This window comes from Microbacterium sp. NPDC064978 (assembly GCF_044543605.1).
Lineage (GTDB): Bacteria > Actinomycetota > Actinomycetes > Actinomycetales > Microbacteriaceae > Microbacterium > Microbacterium meiriae.
Genome location: NZ_JBITWF010000001.1, coordinates 896094 through 916401, shown reverse-complemented (window position 1 = coordinate 916401; position 20308 = coordinate 896094). Strand labels below are relative to the sequence as shown.

Below are 20308 nucleotides of genomic sequence, written 5' to 3'. Positions count from 1 at the left end.
GGACTCAGTCGATCCGGAGGTCGAGTCCGAGGTCCAGCGCCCGCGCGGAGTGCGTGAGGGCTCCGACCGAGATCACATCCACCCCGGTCTCGGCGATGGCGCGGACGGTGGTCAGCTCGACGCCGCCCGAGGCCTCCACGATGGCGCGCTCGCCGATGAGCGCCACGCCGGCGCGCAGATCGTCGAGGGAGAAATTGTCCAGGAGCACGGTATGGGCGCCGCCGTCGAGCACCGCAGGGATCTGGTCGAGACGGTCGACCTCGACGACGACGTGGGCGGTGTGCGGCAGCCGCGAGAGTGCCTCGCGGAGAGCCGTCGCGAGATCGAGCCCGGACCTCTGGAGCACTGCGAGGTGGTTGTCCTTCGCCATGACCGCGTCGGAGAGCGAGTACCGATGGTTCCGCCCGCCGCCGGACACGACCGCGTGCCGCTCGAACGCCCGCAGACCGGGCGTGGTCTTGCGGGTGTCGGCGATGCGCGCCCGCGTTCCCTCGACTTCGCGGACGTAGGCGGCGGTGAGCGTCGCGATGCCCGACATCCGCTGCGCGAAGTTCAACGCGACGCGTTCGGCGGTGAGCACAGCGCGGGCCGGCCCTGTCACGGTGGCCAGCACGTCGGAAGCCGTGAAGGCATCGCCGTCGCCCACGTGCAGGTCGACCGTGACGTCCGGGTCGGTGAGGAGGAACGCGGCGGCGAACACCTCGCCGCCGCTGAAGACCCCGTCCTCGCGGGCTACGAGGTCCGCCGTGGCCGTCGACTCCGCGGGGAGCAGGGTGGTGCTGGTGAGGTCGCCCCAGGGGGCGTCCTCCTCGAGCGCGGCTCCGACGACGCGGTGCAGGGTGGCGTGGGTGAGCATCAGGCGGTCTCCAGGATCGACGGGCGTGCCATGGTCGGTGCGTCGGGGGCGGGATCGTCGCGGTGATGGGCGCCGACCGAGACCGGGCGTGCCAGGGCGGCACGGAGCGTGGCGTCGGCGACCAGCAGCAGATTCCGGTCCTCGTACGTGCGGACGTCGACCGCAGGAGGCAACCCGACGGCCCACCCGCGCACGATGCGGAGAGCGCGCTGCAGGCCGGATCCGTTCCGCCGCAGGCCGACCTCGTCCCACAGCAGCCGCTGCAGAGCCGCGCGGTCGAACGGGGGGAGGGGCTCCGGTGCGACATCCGCGTCCGCCGCGTCTGTCCCGTCCGTCGGTGACGGACACGGGGTGATGTCGACGGCAGCGGTGGGCCATGGCTCGTCCAGCGCGGCGGCGGCCCTGGCCCCGAATACGGCTCCTTCGAGGAGCGAGTTGGAGGCGAGCCGGTTGGCTCCGTGCACTCCTGTCCGGGCGGTCTCGCCGACGGCGTACAGCCCCGGGATCGTGGTCCGTCCGTGCCGGTCGGTGACGACGCCGCCCATGAGGTAGTGCGCGGCGGGGGTCACCGGCAGCGGCTCCCGGGACCAGTCGAAACCGCGGTCGCGCGTCACGCGGTCGATGGTCGGGAAGCGGCGGGCGAGCGCGTCGGCCCCCAGCCCGGTGGCATCGAGGTGCACGGGCGTCCCCTGCCGGGCTGCCTGACCGGCGATGGCCCGGGCGACGACGTCGCGCGGGGCGAGCTCCCCGTCGGGGTGGCTGTCGAACACGAACCGTCGTCCGTCGCTGTCGCGGAGCACGGCTCCCTCACCGCGGACGGCTTCGGACAGGAGGAAGACCGGGGCGCCGGGGAGGGTGGTCGGGTGGAACTGCACGAACTCCAGGTCGGCGATGGCGGCGCCGGCGCGCAGAGCCGCCGCGATGCCGTCGCCGGTCGTCTCGATCGGATTGGTCGTGTGCGCGTAGAGCTGCCCTGCCCCGCCCGTGGCGAGGATCACGGCGTCGGCCCGGATCTCGACCGCGCCGCCGTCGCGGAGGACCGTGATCCCGCGGATCCGTCCCGCCTCGACGATCAGATCGAGGAGCATCGTCCGCTCGCGGACGGACATCGGCGTGCGCTGAACGGCCGCGCACAGCGCCACGGAGATCGCGGCCCCGGTCGCGTCGCCCCCGGCGTGCAGGATGCGGGCATGGGTGTGCGCCGCCTCCCGCCCGCGGGCGAGGGCACCATCCGGCGCCCGGTCGAAGGCGACGCCGCGGGCCAGGAGCTCGGCGATCCGGGCGGCGCCGTCCGCCACGAGGGCGTCGACGGCGGCCGGATCGCACAGACCCGCTCCGGCGCTGATCGTGTCGGCGGCATGCGCCGCCGGTCCGTCGCCCGGCCCGTAGCCGCCGGCCACGCCGCCCTGCGCGAGCGGCGTGCATCCGCCCCCGAGCGCGATCTTCGTCACGAGCGTCACGGCATGCCCGAGCTCGTGCGCGTGCAGCGCGGCGGTGAGTCCGGCGATCCCGGAGCCGACGACGACGACGTTCATCGTGCCCCGGCGGCCACCGGCGGCTTGGCGGCGAGCATCCGCTCGAGCGCGAGGCGAGCCGGGGCGGCGACGTCGGGGGAGACCGTGATGCGGTTCGGGGTGCGGCCGGCGACCAGCTCCTCCAGGACCCACGCGAGGTAGCCGGGGTGGATGCGGTACATGGTCGAGCACGGGCAGACGACCGGGTCGAGGCAGAAGATCCGGTGCTGCGGGTACTGCGCGGCCAGGCGGCGCACGAGGTTGATCTCGGTCCCGACCGCGAACGTCGTCGGTTCCGTGGCCTCGGCGATGGCGCGGCGGATGTACTCCGTGGAGCCGGCCTCGTCGGCCGCGTCGACGACCTCCATCGGGCACTCCGAATGCACGATCACACGGACCCCCGGGTGCTCCGCGCGGGCCTGGTCGATCTGCGCCACGGTGAACCGCCGGTGCACGGAGCAGAAACCGTGCCAGAGGATCACCTCCGCGTCGACGAGCTCCTCCGGGGTGGAGCCGCCGAGCGCTCGCCGCGGGTTCCACATCGGCATCCGGTCGAGCGGCACCCCCATGGCCTTCGCGGTGTTCCGACCCAGATGCTGGTCGGGGAAGAAGAGCACGCGACGGCCGCGGGCGAAGGCCCACTCCAGCACCGTGGCGGCGTTCGACGAGGTGCACACGATGCCGCCGTGCCGCCCGACGAAACCCTTGATCGCCGCGGAGGAGTTCATGTAGGTGACGGGGATCACCGGCACGCGGCCGTCGGCGTCGGGGGTGTCGAGGTCGCCCAGCACGTCGGCGAGCTGCTCCCAGCACTCCTCCACCTGGTCGATGTCGGCCATGTCCGCCATGGAGCACCCGGCGGCGAGATTCGGCAGGATCACGGCCTGGTCGGGCTGCGACAGGAGGTCGGCGGTCTCGGCCATGAAGTGCACGCCGCAGAAGACGATCGCCTCCGCATCCGGCCGCATCGTGGCGGCGGTGGCGAGCTGGAACGAGTCACCCACCTCGTCCGCATGGGTCACGACCTCCTCGCGCTGGTAGAAGTGGCCGAGGATCACCACCCGGTCTCCGAGGGTCGCCTTGGCCGCCTCGATGCGCCGGTGGAGCTCGGCTTCGTCCGCCTCGCGGTAGGCGGCGGGGAGCTCCCCCTGCCGGGGAGCCTCGGTCGGGATGACGTCGCCCATGGAGGATCCGGGCCCGTACCCGGGGCGCGTGTCGAAGTCCCACGGTCCGACCGCGAGATCGGTGGTGCAGGTGGCGTCGGTGGAGGCTCCACCGACGATGGCCTGGATCGCGTGATCGACGGACGGGTCGGCCGCAGGGACCACGGGGGTCGGGACGAAGGTGATGCTCATCGGGTTCTCGTTTCCTCGGGGCGGAGCGGGCCGCGGTCGGCCAGCTCGACATCGGTGTCGTCGCGGTACAGCCGGGCCGGGCGATGGCTGCCCGTGCGGAAGCGGTCGGTGCGGGTGAGGTTGCCCGCGGCCTCGACCTGCCGCCGGAAGTTCGCAGGGTCCAGTGGGCGCCCGAGGATCGACTCGTACGCCTCCCGCAGCTCGGCGAGCGTGAACTCGGCGGGCAGGAAGCCCTGGGCCACGCGGCTGTAGCCGACCTTGTTGCGGAGGCGCCAGAGCGCGTACTCGATGATCTCGTGATGATCGAAGGCGAGGGCCGGCAGGCCGTCGACATCGAACCACTCCACGTTCTCCGGCGCGCGACCGGATGCCCGATGCGCGGTGATCTGGGCTTCGACGTCGTCCTGACGCAGCAGTGCCCAGTACACGATCGAGACGACCCGCGTGGGGGAGCGGTCGACGGCGCCGAAGGCGTAGAGCTGCTCCAGGTAGGTGGGCGCAAGGCCCGTCGTCTCGGCGAGTGTCCGGGCCGCGGCGTCGACCGGCGACTCCTCGGGGGTGAGCCACCCGCCGGGAAGCGCCCATCGCTCTGCGAACGGCTCGCGGGTACGGCGGACGAGGGGGAGTGCGAGAACGGGAGGACCGTCGTCACCGCGGCGCAGCGTGAGGATCACCGTCGAGACGGCGACGCGGATGTCCGCACTTCGAGTCATATGCACCTTAACCTCCGTAGACGATCTTAGTGTCACGACGACCTTTAGTGCGGGCGCATGACGCAGAAAGGTGTCGAGTCCGAAACGTTATCTCCTGCCCGCAGGAAGGCTTGTTCCCTCGAAGCGGGTTTGTTAGGTTACTGTCCTAACAAACCCCTTCGAGGGCGGCCCGCAGGCCACCTCCCGGGGTTCCCGTGAACCCCGCCCGGGGTTCGGCTCCAACCGGAGAATCCCTCCTGCAGTGCAGCACCGAGAGGAAATGAAGAATGATCCGTAACGGAAAGCGCAAGATCGCGCTCACGGCGGTCGCGGGGGCCTCGGTCCTCGCCCTGGGCCTGACGGCCTGTGGTGGCGGCGGCGGTGACGGCGACGAGGGCGGCAACGCGTCCAGCGACCGTGCCCTCCGCGTCTGGGCCGGCAGCACGACGCCGATCACGACGAACTACAACCCGTTCGCCCCGAACGTGCTCCACGGCGCACTCGGCCCGATCTACGAGCCGCTGTTCTTCTACAACAAGACCAAGGACGAGGAGCCCATCGGCCTCATCGGCGAGTCCTTCGAGTACAACGAAGACGGCACGCAGATCACGGTGAAGATCAAGCCCGACCTGAAGTGGAGCGACGGCGAGCCGCTCACGGCCGCGGACGTGGCCTTCACCTTCCTGTACGAGGCGAACAACCCCGAGGGCAACCAGCTGGTCTCCGCCGAGGCCACCGACGACACCACGGTCGTGCTCACCTACGGCATCGCGCAGTACACGACGGAGTTCCAGCGGATGGGGTCGAGCTACATCCTCCCCGAGCACATCTGGAAGGACGTCGACGACTTCGCGAACTTCACGAACGAGGAGCCGGTCGGGTCGGGCCCGTACGTCGTGGACAAGACCACGAGCGAGTCCTACACGCTGGTCGCCAACGAGAACTACCGCGGCGCCGACGAGCTGGCCATCAAGAAGGTCCAGTACATCGCGGTCGACAACAACCAGACCGCGCAGGATCTGGTGACGGCGGGTGAGCTGGACTGGACCGGCATGTTCATCCCGAACCCGGACGACGCGACCGCCAACGGCAAGATCGAGTGGATCAACACGCCGCAGGACCCGACCGTCCTCTACACCTGCTCGAACGCCGAGCTCGGCTGCACAGGCCCGCAGACGGACGTGGCGGTCCGGCAGGCGCTGAACGTCGCCGTCGACCGCGCCACCATCAAGGACAAGGCGTTCGTCGGTCTCACCGCCGACGTCTCGCCCGCCTACACGCTGCTCCCGCGCGATGAGAAGTGGCTCACCGACGACGCGTACGAGGTCAGCCCGCAGGAGGCCAACGTCGAGGAGGCCGCGTCCATCCTCGAGGCTGCCGGCTACACCAAGGGCTCCTCCGGGATCTACGAGAAGGACGGCGCGCCCGTCGAGCTCAGCCTGATCTCGGTCGACGGCTGGACGGACTACAACGACGCCGCGAAGCTCATCGCCGAGCAGGCCGAGGCCGCGGGCATCAAGATCACCGCGTCGACCGTGCAGTGGCAGGAGTTCGTCGACGCCCGCCAGTCCGGGGAGTTCCAGCTGATCGTCGGCGGCGTGGTCGGCACGACCATCGCCGACCCGTTCCAGATCTACCGCGACTGGTTCGGCGGCACCGAGGTGCAGTCCACCAGCCCCGTCGGCACCGAGATCCCCCCGGGGCGCTGGAACTTCAGCCGCTACAACAACCCGACCGTCGATGCGGCCATCCAGCAGGCCATCAGCACCGAGGACGAGGCGGAGCGCAAGGAGCTCTACGCCACGATCCAGGACGCGATCGTCACTGACGTGCCCTACATCCCGCTCGTGATCAACGCCACGCAGACCTTCTACAACACGAAGGACTACACCGGTTGGCCGACCGAGGAGAACCTCTACGCGTTCCCGCCCTCCTGGGGTGCGATCGCGGCCGGGTACGTGCTGACGCAGATCAAGCCCGCCGGCTGAGTCTCGAGAGGAGCAGGGGAAGCAGGAAGTCAGGACAGGTGACATGAAGTTCTATGCACGAAGGATCGGGTTCTACGCGTTCACGCTGTGGGCCGCGATCTCCATCAACTTCCTGCTTCCCCGGCTCATGCCGGGGGATCCCGCCGACATCATGATCGCGAAGATGCAGCGGGCCGGCGGAGAGGTCTCCGAGACCACCATCCGCAACATCAAGCTCCTGCTCGGCGGTGATGATGCGTCCCTCTGGGAGCAGTACCTCGCGTACTGGGGACGCATGCTCCGCGGCGATCTCGGGGTGTCGGTGACCAAGTTCCCCACCCCGGTGGCGGAGCTGATCGCCGGCGCCCTGCCGTGGACGCTGGTGCTCGTCGGCACCGCCACGGTCATCTCCTTCCTGCTCGGCGTCGTTCTCGGCGCGTGGGCCGGGTGGAAGCGCGGCACCTGGGTCGACCACCTCATCCCGGCGACCACCGTCCTGCAGTCCATCCCGTACTTCTGGCTCGCGCTCGTCCTCATCGCCGTCTTCGCCGTCGGTCTGGGATGGTTCCCGATGTTCGGCGGGTATGACGTCTTCGACTTCCCGGACGGCCCGGAGCCGACCTGGGCGTTCTTCACCGACGCCGTCACCCACTCGCTCCTTCCCGCGATCACGATCGTGATCAGCTCGGTGGGCGGCTGGATGTTCGGCATGCGCAACATGATGGTCTCCACGCTCGCCGAGGACTACGTCCTCACCGCTGAGGCGAAGGGACTGCGGCCGCGGCGCATCATGACGACGTACGCCGCGCGGAACGCCGCCATCCCGTCGATCGCGGGCTTCTCGATCACGCTCGGCTTCGTCGTCGCCGGCTCCATCGTCATGGAGCAGGTGTTCACCTACCCGGGTGTCGGCAAGCTCATGTTCCAGGCCGTCACCAACAACGACTACGCGCTGATGCAGGGGCTGTTCCTCGTGATCACCCTCACGGTGCTCGTCGCCAACTTCTTCATGGACCTCGTCTATGGCTTCATCGACCCGAGGGCTCGCCAGAATGTCTGACACGAAGAACCCGCTCCTCGTGGAGGAGTCGCCCACCGTCGCCCCCGAGGGCACCGTCGCTCTGGCCACCCAGCGTCAGGAACGCAGACGTCGCCGCATCCTGCCCAGCACCTCGCCGAAGTTCATCGTCGGTGCCGTGCTCGTGCTCGCCATCGTGCTCTTCGCGATCATCGCGCCGTTCTTCACGCAGAACCCGCGCAGCACCGACAACCCCGCCCTCGCCGCGCCGTCGGCGGAGCACTGGCTGGGCACGACCAAGCTCGGCAACGACGTGCTCGCGCAGCTCGCGATCGGAGCGCAGGGGTCGCTGCTCATCGGCGTCACGGCCGGCGGCATCGCCATCGTGCTCTCGCTCCTCTTCGGTGTCCTGGCCGGGTACCTCGGCGGCTGGCGGGAGGACGTCCTCGCGCTCCTGACCAACGTCATGATCGTCATCCCCGGACTGCCGCTGGTCATGGTGATCGCATCCTTCGTGCCGCAGCGCAGCTGGCAGCTCGTCGCCTTCGTCCTCGGCATCACCTCCTGGGCCGGAGCGGCGTACGTGCTGCGGCTGCAGACCCGCTCGCTCCGCACCCGCGACTACGTGTACGCGTCGAAGGTGGCAGGCGAGAAGTCCCTCCGGGTGATCCTCGTCGAGATCATGCCGAACCTGCTCCCGCTGCTGACCGCGCAGTTCCTGTTCGCGATCATCTTCGCCATCCTCGGCGAGGCGGGGCTCTCCTACCTCGGCCTCGGCCCGAACTCCTCGATCACCTGGGGCTCGATCCTCAACGACGCACAGTCGGGTCAGGCCCTCGGCCGCGGTGCCTGGTGGTGGTTCGTGCCGCCGGGCATCATGATCGCGATCCTCGGCGCGGGACTCGCGCTGATCAACTTCGCCATCGACGAGGTCATCAACCCGAAGCTGCGCAACGCGCCCGATGCGGCCCGTCGTCTGCGCAAGGCCGCGAAGGAGAAGGGGGTCACCGCATGAGCGACGCCGTGCTCACCGCCAGGAACGTCTCGATCGAGTACGAGGTCGATCCGCCCGTCAAAGCCGTCCGCGATGTCTCACTCACTCTCCACCGGGGCGAGATCCTCGGGCTCGCGGGGGAGTCGGGCTGCGGGAAGACCACCCTCGCGTACGGGATGAACCGGCTGCTCAAGGCGCCGGCCCTGATGACCGACGGCGAGATCGTGTTCCACGACCGCGACGGCCACGACATCGACGTCGTCGGACTCGACGGCGACGGGCTGCGCGCATTCCGCTGGGACAAGATCTCGATGGTCTTCCAGGGGGCGATGAACTCCCTCAACCCGGTCATCTCGGTCCGCGCGCAGATCTTCGACATCTTCGACACCCATCGTCCCGGAATGTCCAAGAAGGCCAAGCAGGAGCGCGCCGAGGAGCTGCTCACGCTCGTCGGTGTCGATCCGGGACGGTTGACGAGCTTCCCGCACGAGCTCTCCGGCGGCATGCGCCAGCGCATGATGATCGCGATGGCGCTGGCACTCGACCCGCAGGTCATGATCATGGACGAGCCCACCACGGCGCTCGACGTGGTCGTGCAGCGCGGCATCATCCGGGAGATCATGCGTCTACGGGAGAAGCTCGGGTTCGCCGTCATCTTCATCACCCACGACCTGCCCATGCTCATCGAGATCAGCGACCGCATCGCCGTCATGCTGCAGGGACGGATCGTCGAGCAGGGCACGGCCGAGGAGATCTACCGCAACCCGCAGCACGAGTACACCCAGCGGCTGCTGTCGAGCTTCCCGTCCCTCACGGGCGAGCGGGGCGACTTCGTCCGCAGCGGCGGCGTGAACCAGGAGGTCATCCGATGAGCGTGGACGGGACGAGGCGTGCGGGCACCCTCGAGGCGAGGAACCTCGTCAAGGACTTCCACCTGCGGTCGGGGTTCCGCACGAGTGTGCTGCACGCGGTGAAGGACGTGTCGTTCACCCTGGAGGCGGGGCGGACCACGGCCCTCGTCGGCGAGTCCGGATCGGGGAAATCCACCATCGCCCGGATGCTGATGAAGCTGGAGACGCCGACCTCGGGGAGCATCCTCCTGGACGGCGAGGAATCCGGCACGCGGGGCTCGGCCCTGGAGCGCTACCGGTCGGACGTGCAGATGGTCTTCCAGGACCCGTTCGCCTCGCTGAATCCCTTCCACACGATCGTGCACCACCTGGAGCGTCCGATCCGGCTGCACCACCCGAAGCTCGACAGCCGCGAGGTGCGGGCGCGGGCGATCGAGCTGCTGGAGCGCGTGCGGCTCACTCCGGGGGAGAGCTTCGCCGAACGGCGCCCGCACGAGCTCTCCGGTGGGCAGCGGCAGCGCGTGGCGATCGCGCGGGCCCTCGCCCCCGGTGCCCGGTTCATCGTGGCGGACGAGCCGGTGTCGATGCTCGACGTGTCGATCCGGCTCGGCGTGCTCAACCTGCTCGCCGAGCTGCAGCGCGAGGAGAACCTCGGCGTCCTCTACATCACACACGATCTGGCGACCGCGCGGCACTTCTCCGACGACATCATGGTGCTCTTCCAGGGCGATGTCGTGGAGCGGGGAACGGCCGACGAGGTGATCCTTAACCCGCAGCACGAGTACACCAAGACGCTCCTGGCGGCGGCACCCGAACCGGAGAACCTCGGCAGGCTCCGTGACGAGGTCAGGGCGGAGCTCGCCCTGGGCTCCTGAGGGGGCGGGGGAGACCGCTAGACTGAACCCACAATCGAAGACAGGCCGAACGACCGACGCGGGAGAGCCCCGGCGCATGCAGCCGGGCACCGAAGGAGCAAGCCTCCCCGCCAATCTCTCAGGTACGCGTACCGCGGAGGTCCGGCCGCTCTGAAAAGCGATCCCGAGCACCGGGGGATCCGCCGACGGTGAAAGCCCTGTGCACGCGCGCGGGCGAAGCTCTCAGGCCCATGACAGAGGGGGAGTTCCCAGGGACGACGTCGTCGTCCCGCCCGACCCAGCCCGGGAGAACTCCATGTCCGACCCCCGCTACACCCCGTTGCGCGAGCGCCATGAGGCGCTCGGCGCCTCCTTCACCGATTTCGGCGGCTGGCAGATGCCGGTGCGCTACACGTCCGACCTCGCCGAACACCACGCGGTGCGGCAGGCGGCGGGCGTCTTCGACATCTCGCACATGGCGGAGTTCACGGTCCGCGGCACCGGTGCCGCGGCGTTCCTCGACTACGCCCTCGCCGGACGGCTGTCCGCGCTCGCGGTCGGCAAGGCGAAGTACTCGCTGCTGCTGACGCCTCAGGGCGGCATCGTCGACGATGTGATCGTCTACCGCCTGGCGGACGACGACTTCCTCATCATCTCCAACGCGGGCAACCGCGAGGCCGTGCGTCAGGCACTCACCGAGCGGGTGGCGGACGCCGACGCGGGCCCCGTGGAGGTCGCGGACGTCTCGGACGACTACGCGCTGATCGCCGTGCAGGGCCCTCGGGCCGAGGAGATCCTCGCGGCGACGGAGGGCATCGCCGACGTCAGCGTCCCGTGGGCGGAGCAGAAGTACTACGCGTGGGCGACCGCGTCTTTCGCGGGGGAGCCGCTGCTCCTCGCCCGCACCGGCTACACCGGAGAGGACGGCTTCGAGCTCCTCGTCCCGGCCGCCCACGCGACCGCGCTGTGGGACGCGGTGCTCGACGCCGGTACTCCGCACGGTCTGGTTCCCGCCAGCCTCGCCGCCCGCGACACGCTCCGGCTGGAGGCCGGCATGCCGCTGTACGGCCATGAGCTCAGCCTCGCCACCGCACCCGCCCAGGCCGGCCTCGGCCGCGTCGTGGTCGCCGCGAAGGAGCGTTTCGTCGGCAAGGACGCGCCGGCGCCCGCCGACGACGCCCGGATCCTCGTCGGCCTGACGGCGGAGGGGCGACGCGCCGGCCGTGCCGGCTACGCGGTCGTCGACGCCGACGGCACCCCGATCGGAGAGATCACCAGCGGCGCCCTGAGCCCGACGCTCGGCCACCCCATCGCGATGGCCTTCGTCGACCCTTCTTCCGCAGAGGAGGGAACCGCAGTATTCCTTGATGTGCGGGGGACCCGCATCCCCGCGACCGTGACCGCCCTGCCTTTCTACCGGAGGACAAAATGACCGACCTCAGCGCACTCCGCTACACCGACGAGCACGAGTGGATCGCCGGTGATGGCGACACCGTCACCATCGGCATCACCGACTACGCCGCCGAGAAGTTGGGGGACGTCGTCTTCGTCGAACTCCCCGCCGTCGGCACCGAGCTGACCGCCGGCTCCGTCGTCGGCGAGATCGAGTCCACCAAGTCGGTCGGGGAGCTCTACGCCCCGGTCGCCGGCACGGTCGTCGAGATCAACGACGCCGTCGTCGACGACCCCTCGCTCGTCAACGCCGAGCCGTTCGAGGGCGGCTGGCTGCTCAAGGTGTCCGTCGCCGCCGGCGCGCTGGACGGACTGCTGGACCGCGACGCCTACGTCGCACTCACGGAGGGCTGATCCGGAAGTGGTTGCATTCGCCGATCGTCACATCGGACCGACCGAGGCCGCCCAGCGCACGATGCTCGACGCGCTCGGTCTCGGCTCCGTCGACAGCGGGACGCTGAGCCCGGTCGAGGAGCTCATGCGTCAGGCCGTCCCCGCCTCGATCTACACGGGACCGGAGGACGCGGTCGCCGACTCCCGCATCCCGGTCGCCGCGTCGGAGACCGAGGCGCTGGCCGAGCTGCGTGCCCTCGCCGGGCGCAACACCGTGAACCGCTCGATGATCGGCCTCGGTTACTACGGCACCGTCACGCCGCAGGTCATCCAGCGCAACGTCCTCGAGAACCCGTCCTGGTACACGGCCTACACGCCGTACCAGCCCGAGATCTCGCAGGGGCGCCTGGAAGCGCTGATCAACTTCCAGACGATGGTGGCCGAGCTCACCGGCCTCACCACCGCGAACGCGTCGATGCTCGACGAGTCCACCGCGGTCGTGGAGGCGATGCTGCTCGCGCGCCGGGCATCGAAGACCGCGTCGAACGTGTTCGCAGTGGACGCGGATGCGCTGCCCCAGACGAAGGCCATGCTCGCGTCCCGCGCCGAGGCGCTCGGCATCGAGCTCGTCACGGTCGACTTCGCGGCGGGGGAGGAGCTCCCCGCCGAGCTCTTCGGCGTCTTCGTGCAGTATCCGGGGGCTTCGGGCCGCGTGTGGGATCCGTCCGCGGTGTTCGACGCCGCGCACGTCGCCGGCGCGCTCGCCGTCGCGGCCGCCGACCTGCTCGCGCTGACGCTCCTCACCGCGCCCGGCACCCTCGGGGCCGACGTGGCCGTGGGCACGACGCAGCGCTTCGGTGTGCCGATGGGCTTCGGTGGCCCGCACGCCGGCTACATGGCCGTGCGCGCAGGCCTGGAGCGGCAGCTGCCCGGACGCCTCGTCGGCGTCTCCGTCGACGCCGAAGGCAAGCCGGCCTACCGCCTCTCGCTGCAGACCCGCGAGCAGCACATCCGCCGCGAGAAGGCGACGTCGAACATCTGCACCGCTCAGGTGCTCCTCGCCGTGATGGCGTCGATGTACGCGGTCTACCACGGCCCGGACGGGCTTCGACAGATCGCCCGCGATGTGACCGCCAAGGCGACCCTGCTGCGCGAGTGGCTCGTCGAGGCCGGCGCCGAGGTCGTCCACGAGCACTTCTTCGACACACTGACCGTGCGCGTCCCCGGCCGGGCGGCGGAGTACGCGGACCAGGCACGGGGCGGCTACGGCATCCTCCTGCGGGTCGCCGACGTCGACACGATCGGCATCGCGGTCGACGAGACGACCACGGTGGCCGAGCTGCACCAGGTCGCGCAGGTCTTCGGAGGGAAGCAGGAGCGCGCCTTCGGCTTCGGCCTCGGCGACGCGGACGCGCTGCCGGACGCCCTCCGCCGCGAGGACGAGTACCTCACGCACCCGGTGTTCCACAGCCACCGCAGCGAGACCGCCATGATGCGGTACCTGAAGAGCCTGTCCGACCGGGACTACGCGCTCGACCGCGGCATGATCCCGCTCGGCTCGTGCACCATGAAGCTCAACGCCGCCACGGAGATGGCCGCCATCACGTGGCCGGAGTTCGCGGGCATCCACCCGTTCGCCCCGGAGGCCGACGTGCGCGGCTACCTGGAGCTCATCGACCAGCTCGAGAGCTGGCTCGCCGAGATCACCGGGTACGACGCGGTGTCGCTGCAGCCGAACGCCGGATCCCAGGGGGAGCTCGCCGGCCTCCTCGCGATCCGCGGCTACCACCGCGCGAACGGCGACGACCACCGCATCGTGTGCCTCATCCCGTCCTCCGCCCACGGCACGAACGCGGCCTCCGCCGTGCTCGCGGGCATGAAGGTCGTCGTGGTGGCGAGCGATGCGCTCGGCAACGTCGACCTGGACGACCTGCGCGCGAAGATCGCCCAGCACGCCGACGACCTGGCGGCGCTGATGATCACGTACCCGTCCACGCACGGCGTGTACGAGGAGCAGGTCGTCGAGATCACCGGGGCGGTGCACGCGGCCGGCGGTCAGGTGTACGTCGACGGCGCGAACCTCAACGCGCTCCTCGGCTACGCCCGGTTCGGCGACCTGGGCGGCGACGTCTCGCACCTCAACCTGCACAAGACGTTCGCCATCCCGCACGGCGGCGGCGGCCCGGGCATCGGTCCGGTCGCGGCGAAGGCGCACCTCGCGCCGCACCTGCCGTCGCACCCGCTCGCGCAGCGCGCCGAGCACTTCGGCGGCCACACGTTCGAGGGCGCCGTGATCTCCGCGGCACCGTACGGCTCCGCGGGTATCCTCCCGATCTCGTGGGCGTACGTGCGCATGATGGGGGCCGAGGGGCTCCGGCGCGCGACCGCCGCGGCGGTCCTGTCGGCGAACTACATCGCCGAGCGCCTCGGCGGCCACTTCCCGGTGCTCTACGCGGGGGAGAACGGTCGGGTCGCGCACGAGTGCATCCTCGACCTGCGTCCGCTCAAGGAGGCCACCGGGATCTCCGTCGACGACGTCGCCAAGCGCCTGATCGACTACGGGTTCCACGCCCCGACCATGTCGTTCCCGGTCGCCGGCACCCTCATGGTGGAGCCCACCGAGTCGGAGGACCTCGACGAGATCGAGCGGTTCATCGAGGCGATGATCATGATCAAGGCCGAGGCGGACGCCGTCGCCGCGGGGCGCTGGCCCGCAGACGACAACCCGCTCGTGCACGCCCCGCACACCGCGGTCTCGCTCATCGCGGGGGAGTGGGCGCACGCCTACACCCGCGAGGAGGCCGCCTATCCGGTGCGCTCGCTGGTGGCGGCGAAGTACTGGCCGCCGGTCCGCCGGATCGACCAGGCGTACGGCGACCGCAACCTCGTCTGCGCCTGCCCGCCGATCGAGGCCTTCGCCTGATACGGACCCGCACGACGAACGGCGTCGCGCCCGCCTCCCGGCGGCGCGGCGCCGTTCGCGTTACGCCATGTTTCCGTCATGTGACAGATGGTCACCACTCAGTAACAGTTCGTTAGCCGAACGTCCTGGACGCGCGACCCCCGGGTTACGCTCAGGTATCCCTGCGCGCTCGATGATGAGCCGCGCAGAATTCCCACGTCCACAGGAGGACAAAAGTGAAGCGCAACAAGATCGCCCTCGCGGGCAGCGCACTGTTCGTGATCGGCGCCCTGACTCTCGCCGGCTGCGCGAGCGGCGGCGGCAACTCGGGAGACGACGGCAGCGGGGCGAAGGCCGACCCGGATGCCATCATCACCACGAACGGCTCCGAGCCCGAGAACCCGCTCATCCCGACCAACACCAACGAGGTCGGCGGCGGCAAGATCCTCGACGAGATCTTCGCCGGGCTCGTCTACTACGACGCCGAGGGCAAGCCGGTCAACGACATGGCCGAGGAGATCGTGACCGAAGACCCGCAGCACCTCACGGTGACGCTGAAGGAGGGGCAGACCTTCTCCGACGGCGAAGAGGTCACGGCCGACAACTTCATCAAGGCGTGGAACTACGGCGCCCAGGCGGAGAACGCGCACCTCTCGAACTACTTCTTCGAGGACATCGAGGGCTTCCAGAACACCGAAGAGGTGTACGGCGCGCAGGGCGACCTGACCGGCCTCGAGCAGGTGGACGACTACACCTTCAAGATCACCCTGAACAAGCCGGCCGCCGACTTCGCGCTGCGCCTCGGCTACTCGGCGTACTACCCGCTGCCTGACGCGGCGTTCGAGGACATGGACGCCTTCGGGGAGAACCCGATCGGCAACGGTCCGTACAAGCTCGACGGCGAGGGCGCCTGGCAGCACGACGTGCAGATCGACCTGGTCCGCAACGACGACTACGAGGGCGGGCGCCAGGCGAAGAACGGCGGTCTCACGATCAAGTTCTACGCGACCCAGGATGCGGCCTACGCGGACCTGCAGGGCAACAAGGTCGACGTCATCGACGTCATCCCCGCCGTCTCGCTGCCCACGTTCCAGGATGACCTCGGCGACCGCGCTGTGAACCAGCCGTCCGCCGTGTTCCAGTCGTTCACGATCGGGCAGTTCCTGCCGCACTTCTCGGGCGAAGAGGGTATCCTCCGCCGCCAGGCCATCTCGATGGCGTTCGACCGCGATCAGATCACCGACAAGATCTTCTTCGGCACCCGCACCACGGCCTCCGACTTCACGTCGCCGGTCATCGACGGCTGGTCGGACTCGATCTCGGGCAATGAGGTCCTGAAGTACGACCCGGAGAAGGCCAAGGAGCTGTGGGCCGAGGCCGACGCGATCTCCCCGTGGGAGGGCGAGTTCAAGATCGCCTACAACACCGACGGCGGCCACCAGGAGTGGGTCGAGGCCGTGACCAACGCGATCTCCAACACGCTGGGCATCGAGGCCTCGGGTGACCCGTACCCGACCTTCTCGGTCATCCGCGAGGAGATCAACAACAACAGCATCAAGACCGCCGCCCGCTCGGGTTGGCAGGCCGACTACCCCGGTCTGTACAACTTCCTCGGCCCGCTCTACGCGACCAACGCCGGTTCGAACGACGGCGACTACTCGAACCCCGAGTTCGACAAGCTGATCGCCGACGGCATCAGCAACACCGACACCGCGGCTCAGGTCGAGGAGTTCACCAAGGCGCAGGAGATCCTCTTCAACGATCTCCCCGCGATCCCGCTGTGGTACTCCAACGTGACCGGTGGCTACGCCGACACGGTGGACAACGTCACCTTCGGCTGGAACTCGGTGCCGCTGTACTACGAGATCACGAAGGCTGCCGAATAGGCCTGACGGAGCTCGCAACCGCGAGGCGGTGACGGTCTTCCGTCACCGCCTCGTCGGGTGCTTCCGTCCTGCCTGTTCGCGACCGCCCGAAAGCGACAGCGGATGCTCAGCTATATCCTCAGACGTCTTCTCCAGGTGATCCCCGTCTTCTTCGGGGCCACTCTGCTCATCTACTTCCTCGTCTTCGCGATGCCGGGAGACCCGATCCTCGCGCTGTTCGGCGACCGTACGCCCAGCGAGGCCCTCGTCAACGCGCTCCGCGAGGAGTACCACCTCAACGATCCGTTCCTGGTGCAGTACTGGTACTACATCACCGGTGTCTTCCAAGGTGATCTCGGCGTGACGTTCTCCGGCCGGCCGGTCTCCGACGTTCTCGTCGACACCCTGCCGGTCACGGGTCGTCTCGCGATCATGGCGATCGGCATCGAGTTCGCCCTCGCGATCTCCGTCGGAACCATCTCGGCGCTGCGCAAGGGGAAGCTCTTCGACACGACGGCCCTGCTCGTCGCGCTCGTGGCCCTCGCCATCCCGATCTTCGTGATGTGCTTCCTTGCGCAGTACTTCCTGGCGATCCAGTGGGGCTGGTTCAGCCCCACGGTCGGCTCCGACAACGACTGGGGCGGCCTGTGGCTCCCCGCGCTCGTCCTCGGGTTCAGCCTGTTCGCCGTCAGCATGCGCCTGATGCGCAGCTCGGTGATCGACACCCTCAACCAGGACTGGGTGCGCACGGCATACAGCAAGGGGCTCTCGCGGCGACGCGTCCTCCCCGTGCACGTGCTGCGCAACTCCCTCATCCCGGTCATCACCAACTCCGCCACGAACTTCGGTGTCCTTCTCGTCGGGGCCACCGTGACCGAGGGGATCTTCAACATCCCCGGTGTCGGCAACACGCTCTATCAGGCGGCGATCCGGGGCGAGGGACCGACCGTGGTCTCCTTCGTGACGGTCTTCGTCATCCTGTACGTGCTGGTGAACCTTGTCATCGACCTGCTCTACGGTCTGCTCGACCCGAGGATCCGCTATGTCTGACCCCACCACGCAGAAGCACTACGTCGCCCCGGTCGAGACCGAGACGATCTCCGTCGACGCCGTCCGCGTCGGCGAGAAGCCCAGCAACCTGTGGCGTGACGCCTGGCGGGACCTGCGCCGTCGTCCGCTGTTCTGGTTCGCCGTGTTCCTCGCCGCCGTGTTCGTGCTGATGTCGTTCTGGCCGACGCTGTTCACACAGGTCAATCCGCGCGTGTGCGAACTGACGTACAGCAACGAGGGCCCCACCGCGGGTCATCCGCTCGGCTACAACTTCCAGGGATGCGACATCTACGCGCGTGTCGTGTGGGGTGCGCAGACCTCGCTCGCCGTCGGACTGATCGCGACCGTGATCTCCGCGGTCCTCGGCCTGATCATGGGAGCGATCGCCGGTTTCTACGGCGGCTGGCTCGATGCCCTCCTCTCCCGCGTGGGCGACATCTTCTTCGCGATCCCGTACATCCTCGCCGCGCTCGTCGTGATGACGGTGCTGTCGGACTACCGGTCGGTGTGGACGCTCGCGCTCGCCATCGGCGGGTTCTCCTGGGCCTCGACGGCGCGCGTCGTGCGTGCCGAGATCCTGCGGGTGCGTCAGGCGGACTTCGTCATGGCATCGCGCGCCCTGGGGCTGTCGCAGTTCAAGACGCTGGTGACCCACGTCGTTCCCAACGGGATCGCACCGCTGCTGGTCGTGTCGACGCTCGGCCTCGCCGCCGCCATCGTGGCCGAGGCGACGCTGTCGTTCCTGGGCGTCGGGCTCGACGGCACCGTCGTCTCCTGGGGCAAGGACATCAGCCAGGCGCAGGCGGCTCTGCGCGTCGCTCCGATGTCCCTCATCTATCCGTCGATCGCGCTCACCCTCGCGGTGCTCGCTTTCGTGAGCCTCGGCGAGCTCATCCGAGACGCCATCGACCCGAAGGCGAGGGCTCGCCGATGAGCGACCGCACCACCCCACAGATCCCATTGCTGAGCGTGCGCGACCTCACCGTCGCGTTCCGCACGCAGGACGGGATGCGCGAGGTCCTGCACGGGATCACGTTCGATGTGATGCCCGGTGAGACCGTGGCCATCGTCGGCGAGTCCGGCTCGGGCAAGTCGACCACGGCGACCGCCATCGTCGACCTGCTCCCGGGCACGGGGACGATCACGGGCGGGTCCATCACGCTGGAGGGACGCCCGCTGACCGGGCTGAGCCGGCGCGACATGGAGGCGGTGCGCGGTCGAGACATCGGCTTCGTCCCGCAGGACCCGATGTCGAGCCTGAACCCCGTGTGGAGCATCGGCTTCCAGGTGAAGGAGGCCGTCCGCGCGAACGGGGTCGCCCAGGGGCGCGCCGCCGCGAAGGCGCGGACGATCGAGGTGCTGCAGCAGGCCGGGCTGGCGGATGCCGAGCGTCGCCTGCACCAGTATCCGCACCAGCTCTCCGGCGGTATGCGCCAGCGGGCGCTGATCGGGATCGGTCTCGCGGCCGACCCGAAGCTCCTCATCGCCGACGAGCCGACCTCGGCTCTCGACGTGACGGTGCAGCGGGTCATCCTCGACCACATGGCGTCGCTCACGCGCGACAAGGGCACCTCGGTGCTGCTGATCACGCACGACCTGGGACTCGCGGCCGAACGCGCCGAGAAGATCATCGTCATGAACGGCGGCAACATCGTCGAGGCGGGCCCCAGCCGGCAGATCCTGGAGAACCCGCAGCACCCGTACACGAAGCGACTGGTCGCTGCAGCGCCCAGCGTCGCCTCGCAGCGGATCCAGGCGGTGGTGGAGGACCGGGGCATCGAGACGCTCGACGACCTGGCCGACATCCCGCCGACGGTCCGCGTGGCCGGCCTGACCAAGGACTACAAGATCCGGCAGGGCAACTTCCGCAGCGAGGCGTTCCGGGCGGTGGACGACGTGTCGTTCGAGATCCCGCGCGGAAAGACGCTGGCCCTCGTCGGCGAGTCGGGTTCGGGGAAGTCCACGGTCGCGAAGATGGTCCTCAAGCTGGAGGAGCCGACGAGCGGGACGATCGAGATCGACGGGCAGGACGTGTCCCACCTGTCGAACGCGCAGTCGTTCGGACTCCGCCGGCGCATGCAGCCGGTGTTCCAGGACCCCTATGGGTCCCTGGATCCGCTGCGGAACATCGGCAACACCATCGCGGAGCCGCTGCAGATCCACGGCGTCGGCGCCCGGGCCTCGCATCGCGCCCGTGTGGAGGAGCTCCTGGAGCAGGTCGCCCTGCCGCAGGCGCTGGCCACGCGCTATCCGAACGAGCTCTCCGGCGGACAGCGTCAGCGCGTCGCGATCGCGCGTGCGCTGGCACTCAAGCCCGACATCATCGTCCTCGACGAGGCGGTGTCGGCGCTCGACGTGCTCGTGCAGGATCAGATCCTGAAGCTCCTCGCCGACCTGCAGTCCGAGCTCGACCTCACCTACCTCTTCATCACGCACGACCTCGCGGTCGTCCGGGTCTCCAGTGACCTGGTCTGCGTCATGGAGAAGGGCAAGGTGGTCGAGCAGGGGACGGTCGACGAGATCTTCGCGAACCCGCAGGAGGAGTACACGGATCGTCTGCTGCAGGCGATCCCGGGTGCGTCGATCCCGCTCGGCGGCCTCTGAG

The 20308-nt window shown here is 69.3% G+C and carries 16 protein-coding genes and 1 riboswitch; of the genes, 12 read left to right on the top strand and 4 right to left on the bottom strand.

The features are described from left to right. Positions 1 to 4: 4 nt before the first annotated feature. From nadC to ACIGJI_RS04635, 4 genes are read right to left on the bottom strand one after another with little or no spacing between them, the layout of a single operon-like run. Positions 5 to 856, bottom strand: a complete 852-nt coding sequence (gene nadC / locus ACIGJI_RS04650) for a carboxylating nicotinate-nucleotide diphosphorylase (protein WP_363445826.1) — start codon at positions 854 to 856, stop codon at positions 5 to 7. Further along, positions 856 to 2391 (bottom strand): L-aspartate oxidase, encoded by a 1536-nt coding sequence (gene nadB / locus ACIGJI_RS04645; RefSeq protein WP_363445828.1) that lies wholly within the window; start codon positions 2389 to 2391, stop codon positions 856 to 858. Before nadB ends, nadC begins: the two co-directional genes overlap by 1 nt. Continuing rightward, entirely contained in the window at positions 2388 to 3725 is a 1338-nt protein-coding gene (gene nadA / locus ACIGJI_RS04640) for a quinolinate synthase NadA (RefSeq protein WP_363445830.1), read from the bottom strand. The genes nadB and nadA overlap by 4 nt, the downstream gene beginning before the upstream one ends. Next, a complete protein-coding gene (locus tag ACIGJI_RS04635; RefSeq protein ID WP_187663631.1) occupies positions 3722 to 4438 on the bottom strand; it encodes an NrtR DNA-binding winged helix domain-containing protein in 717 nt (238 codons plus the stop codon). Before ACIGJI_RS04635 ends, nadA begins: the two co-directional genes overlap by 4 nt. A gap of 266 nt (positions 4439 to 4704) precedes the next feature. Between ACIGJI_RS04635 and ACIGJI_RS04630 the strand changes: the two genes are divergently transcribed. From ACIGJI_RS04630 to ACIGJI_RS04575, 12 genes are all read left to right on the top strand, one after another. Continuing rightward, a complete protein-coding gene (locus ACIGJI_RS04630; protein ID WP_187663632.1) occupies positions 4705 to 6405 on the top strand; it encodes an ABC transporter substrate-binding protein in 1701 nt (566 codons plus the stop codon). A 43-nt stretch (positions 6406 to 6448) separates the two neighbouring features. Then, the gene (locus ACIGJI_RS04625; protein WP_280568520.1) at positions 6449 to 7444 is read left to right on the top strand and encodes an ABC transporter permease; all 996 of its coding nucleotides are present in this window, start codon (positions 6449 to 6451) and stop codon (positions 7442 to 7444) included. Further along, positions 7437 to 8417, top strand: coding sequence for an ABC transporter permease (locus tag ACIGJI_RS04620; protein ID WP_259962736.1), 981 nt, complete (start codon positions 7437 to 7439; stop codon positions 8415 to 8417). The genes ACIGJI_RS04625 and ACIGJI_RS04620 overlap by 8 nt, the downstream gene beginning before the upstream one ends. Continuing rightward, complete coding sequence (locus tag ACIGJI_RS04615) at positions 8414 to 9268, top strand: ABC transporter ATP-binding protein (RefSeq protein ID WP_268777760.1); 855 nt, start codon at positions 8414 to 8416, stop codon at positions 9266 to 9268. Before ACIGJI_RS04620 ends, ACIGJI_RS04615 begins: the two co-directional genes overlap by 4 nt. Beyond that, on the top strand, positions 9265 to 10122 hold the full coding sequence (locus ACIGJI_RS04610) for an ABC transporter ATP-binding protein (RefSeq protein WP_187663636.1): 858 nt from the start codon (positions 9265 to 9267) through the stop codon (positions 10120 to 10122). Before ACIGJI_RS04615 ends, ACIGJI_RS04610 begins: the two co-directional genes overlap by 4 nt. Positions 10123 to 10171: 49 nt before the next feature. After that, a riboswitch (glycine riboswitch) is annotated at positions 10172 to 10266 on the top strand. 151 nt (positions 10267 to 10417) lie between these two features. Next, positions 10418 to 11533 carry a glycine cleavage system aminomethyltransferase GcvT gene (gcvT, locus tag ACIGJI_RS04605; RefSeq protein WP_363445834.1) on the top strand — a complete coding sequence of 372 codons (1116 nt, stop codon included), beginning with the start codon at positions 10418 to 10420 and terminating at the stop codon, positions 11531 to 11533. After that, positions 11530 to 11907, top strand: coding sequence for a glycine cleavage system protein GcvH (gene gcvH / locus ACIGJI_RS04600; protein ID WP_060923660.1), 378 nt, complete (start codon positions 11530 to 11532; stop codon positions 11905 to 11907). Before gcvT ends, gcvH begins: the two co-directional genes overlap by 4 nt. Before the next feature lie 61 nt (positions 11908 to 11968). Beyond that, positions 11969 to 14809 (top strand): aminomethyl-transferring glycine dehydrogenase, encoded by a 2841-nt coding sequence (gcvP, locus tag ACIGJI_RS04595; RefSeq protein ID WP_396667018.1) that lies wholly within the window; start codon positions 11969 to 11971, stop codon positions 14807 to 14809. A 215-nt stretch (positions 14810 to 15024) separates the two neighbouring features. Beyond that, entirely contained in the window at positions 15025 to 16674 is a 1650-nt protein-coding gene (locus ACIGJI_RS04590; RefSeq protein ID WP_187663639.1) for an ABC transporter substrate-binding protein, read from the top strand. A 102-nt stretch (positions 16675 to 16776) separates the two neighbouring features. Next, on the top strand, positions 16777 to 17703 hold the full coding sequence (locus tag ACIGJI_RS04585; RefSeq protein ID WP_187663640.1) for an ABC transporter permease: 927 nt from the start codon (positions 16777 to 16779) through the stop codon (positions 17701 to 17703). Then, positions 17696 to 18637, top strand: a complete 942-nt coding sequence (locus ACIGJI_RS04580) for an ABC transporter permease (protein ID WP_187663641.1) — start codon at positions 17696 to 17698, stop codon at positions 18635 to 18637. The genes ACIGJI_RS04585 and ACIGJI_RS04580 overlap by 8 nt, the downstream gene beginning before the upstream one ends. Further along, positions 18634 to 20307, top strand: a complete 1674-nt coding sequence (locus ACIGJI_RS04575) for an ABC transporter ATP-binding protein (RefSeq protein ID WP_363445838.1) — start codon at positions 18634 to 18636, stop codon at positions 20305 to 20307. The genes ACIGJI_RS04580 and ACIGJI_RS04575 overlap by 4 nt, the downstream gene beginning before the upstream one ends. The last annotated feature ends 1 nt before the right edge of the window (position 20308 follow it).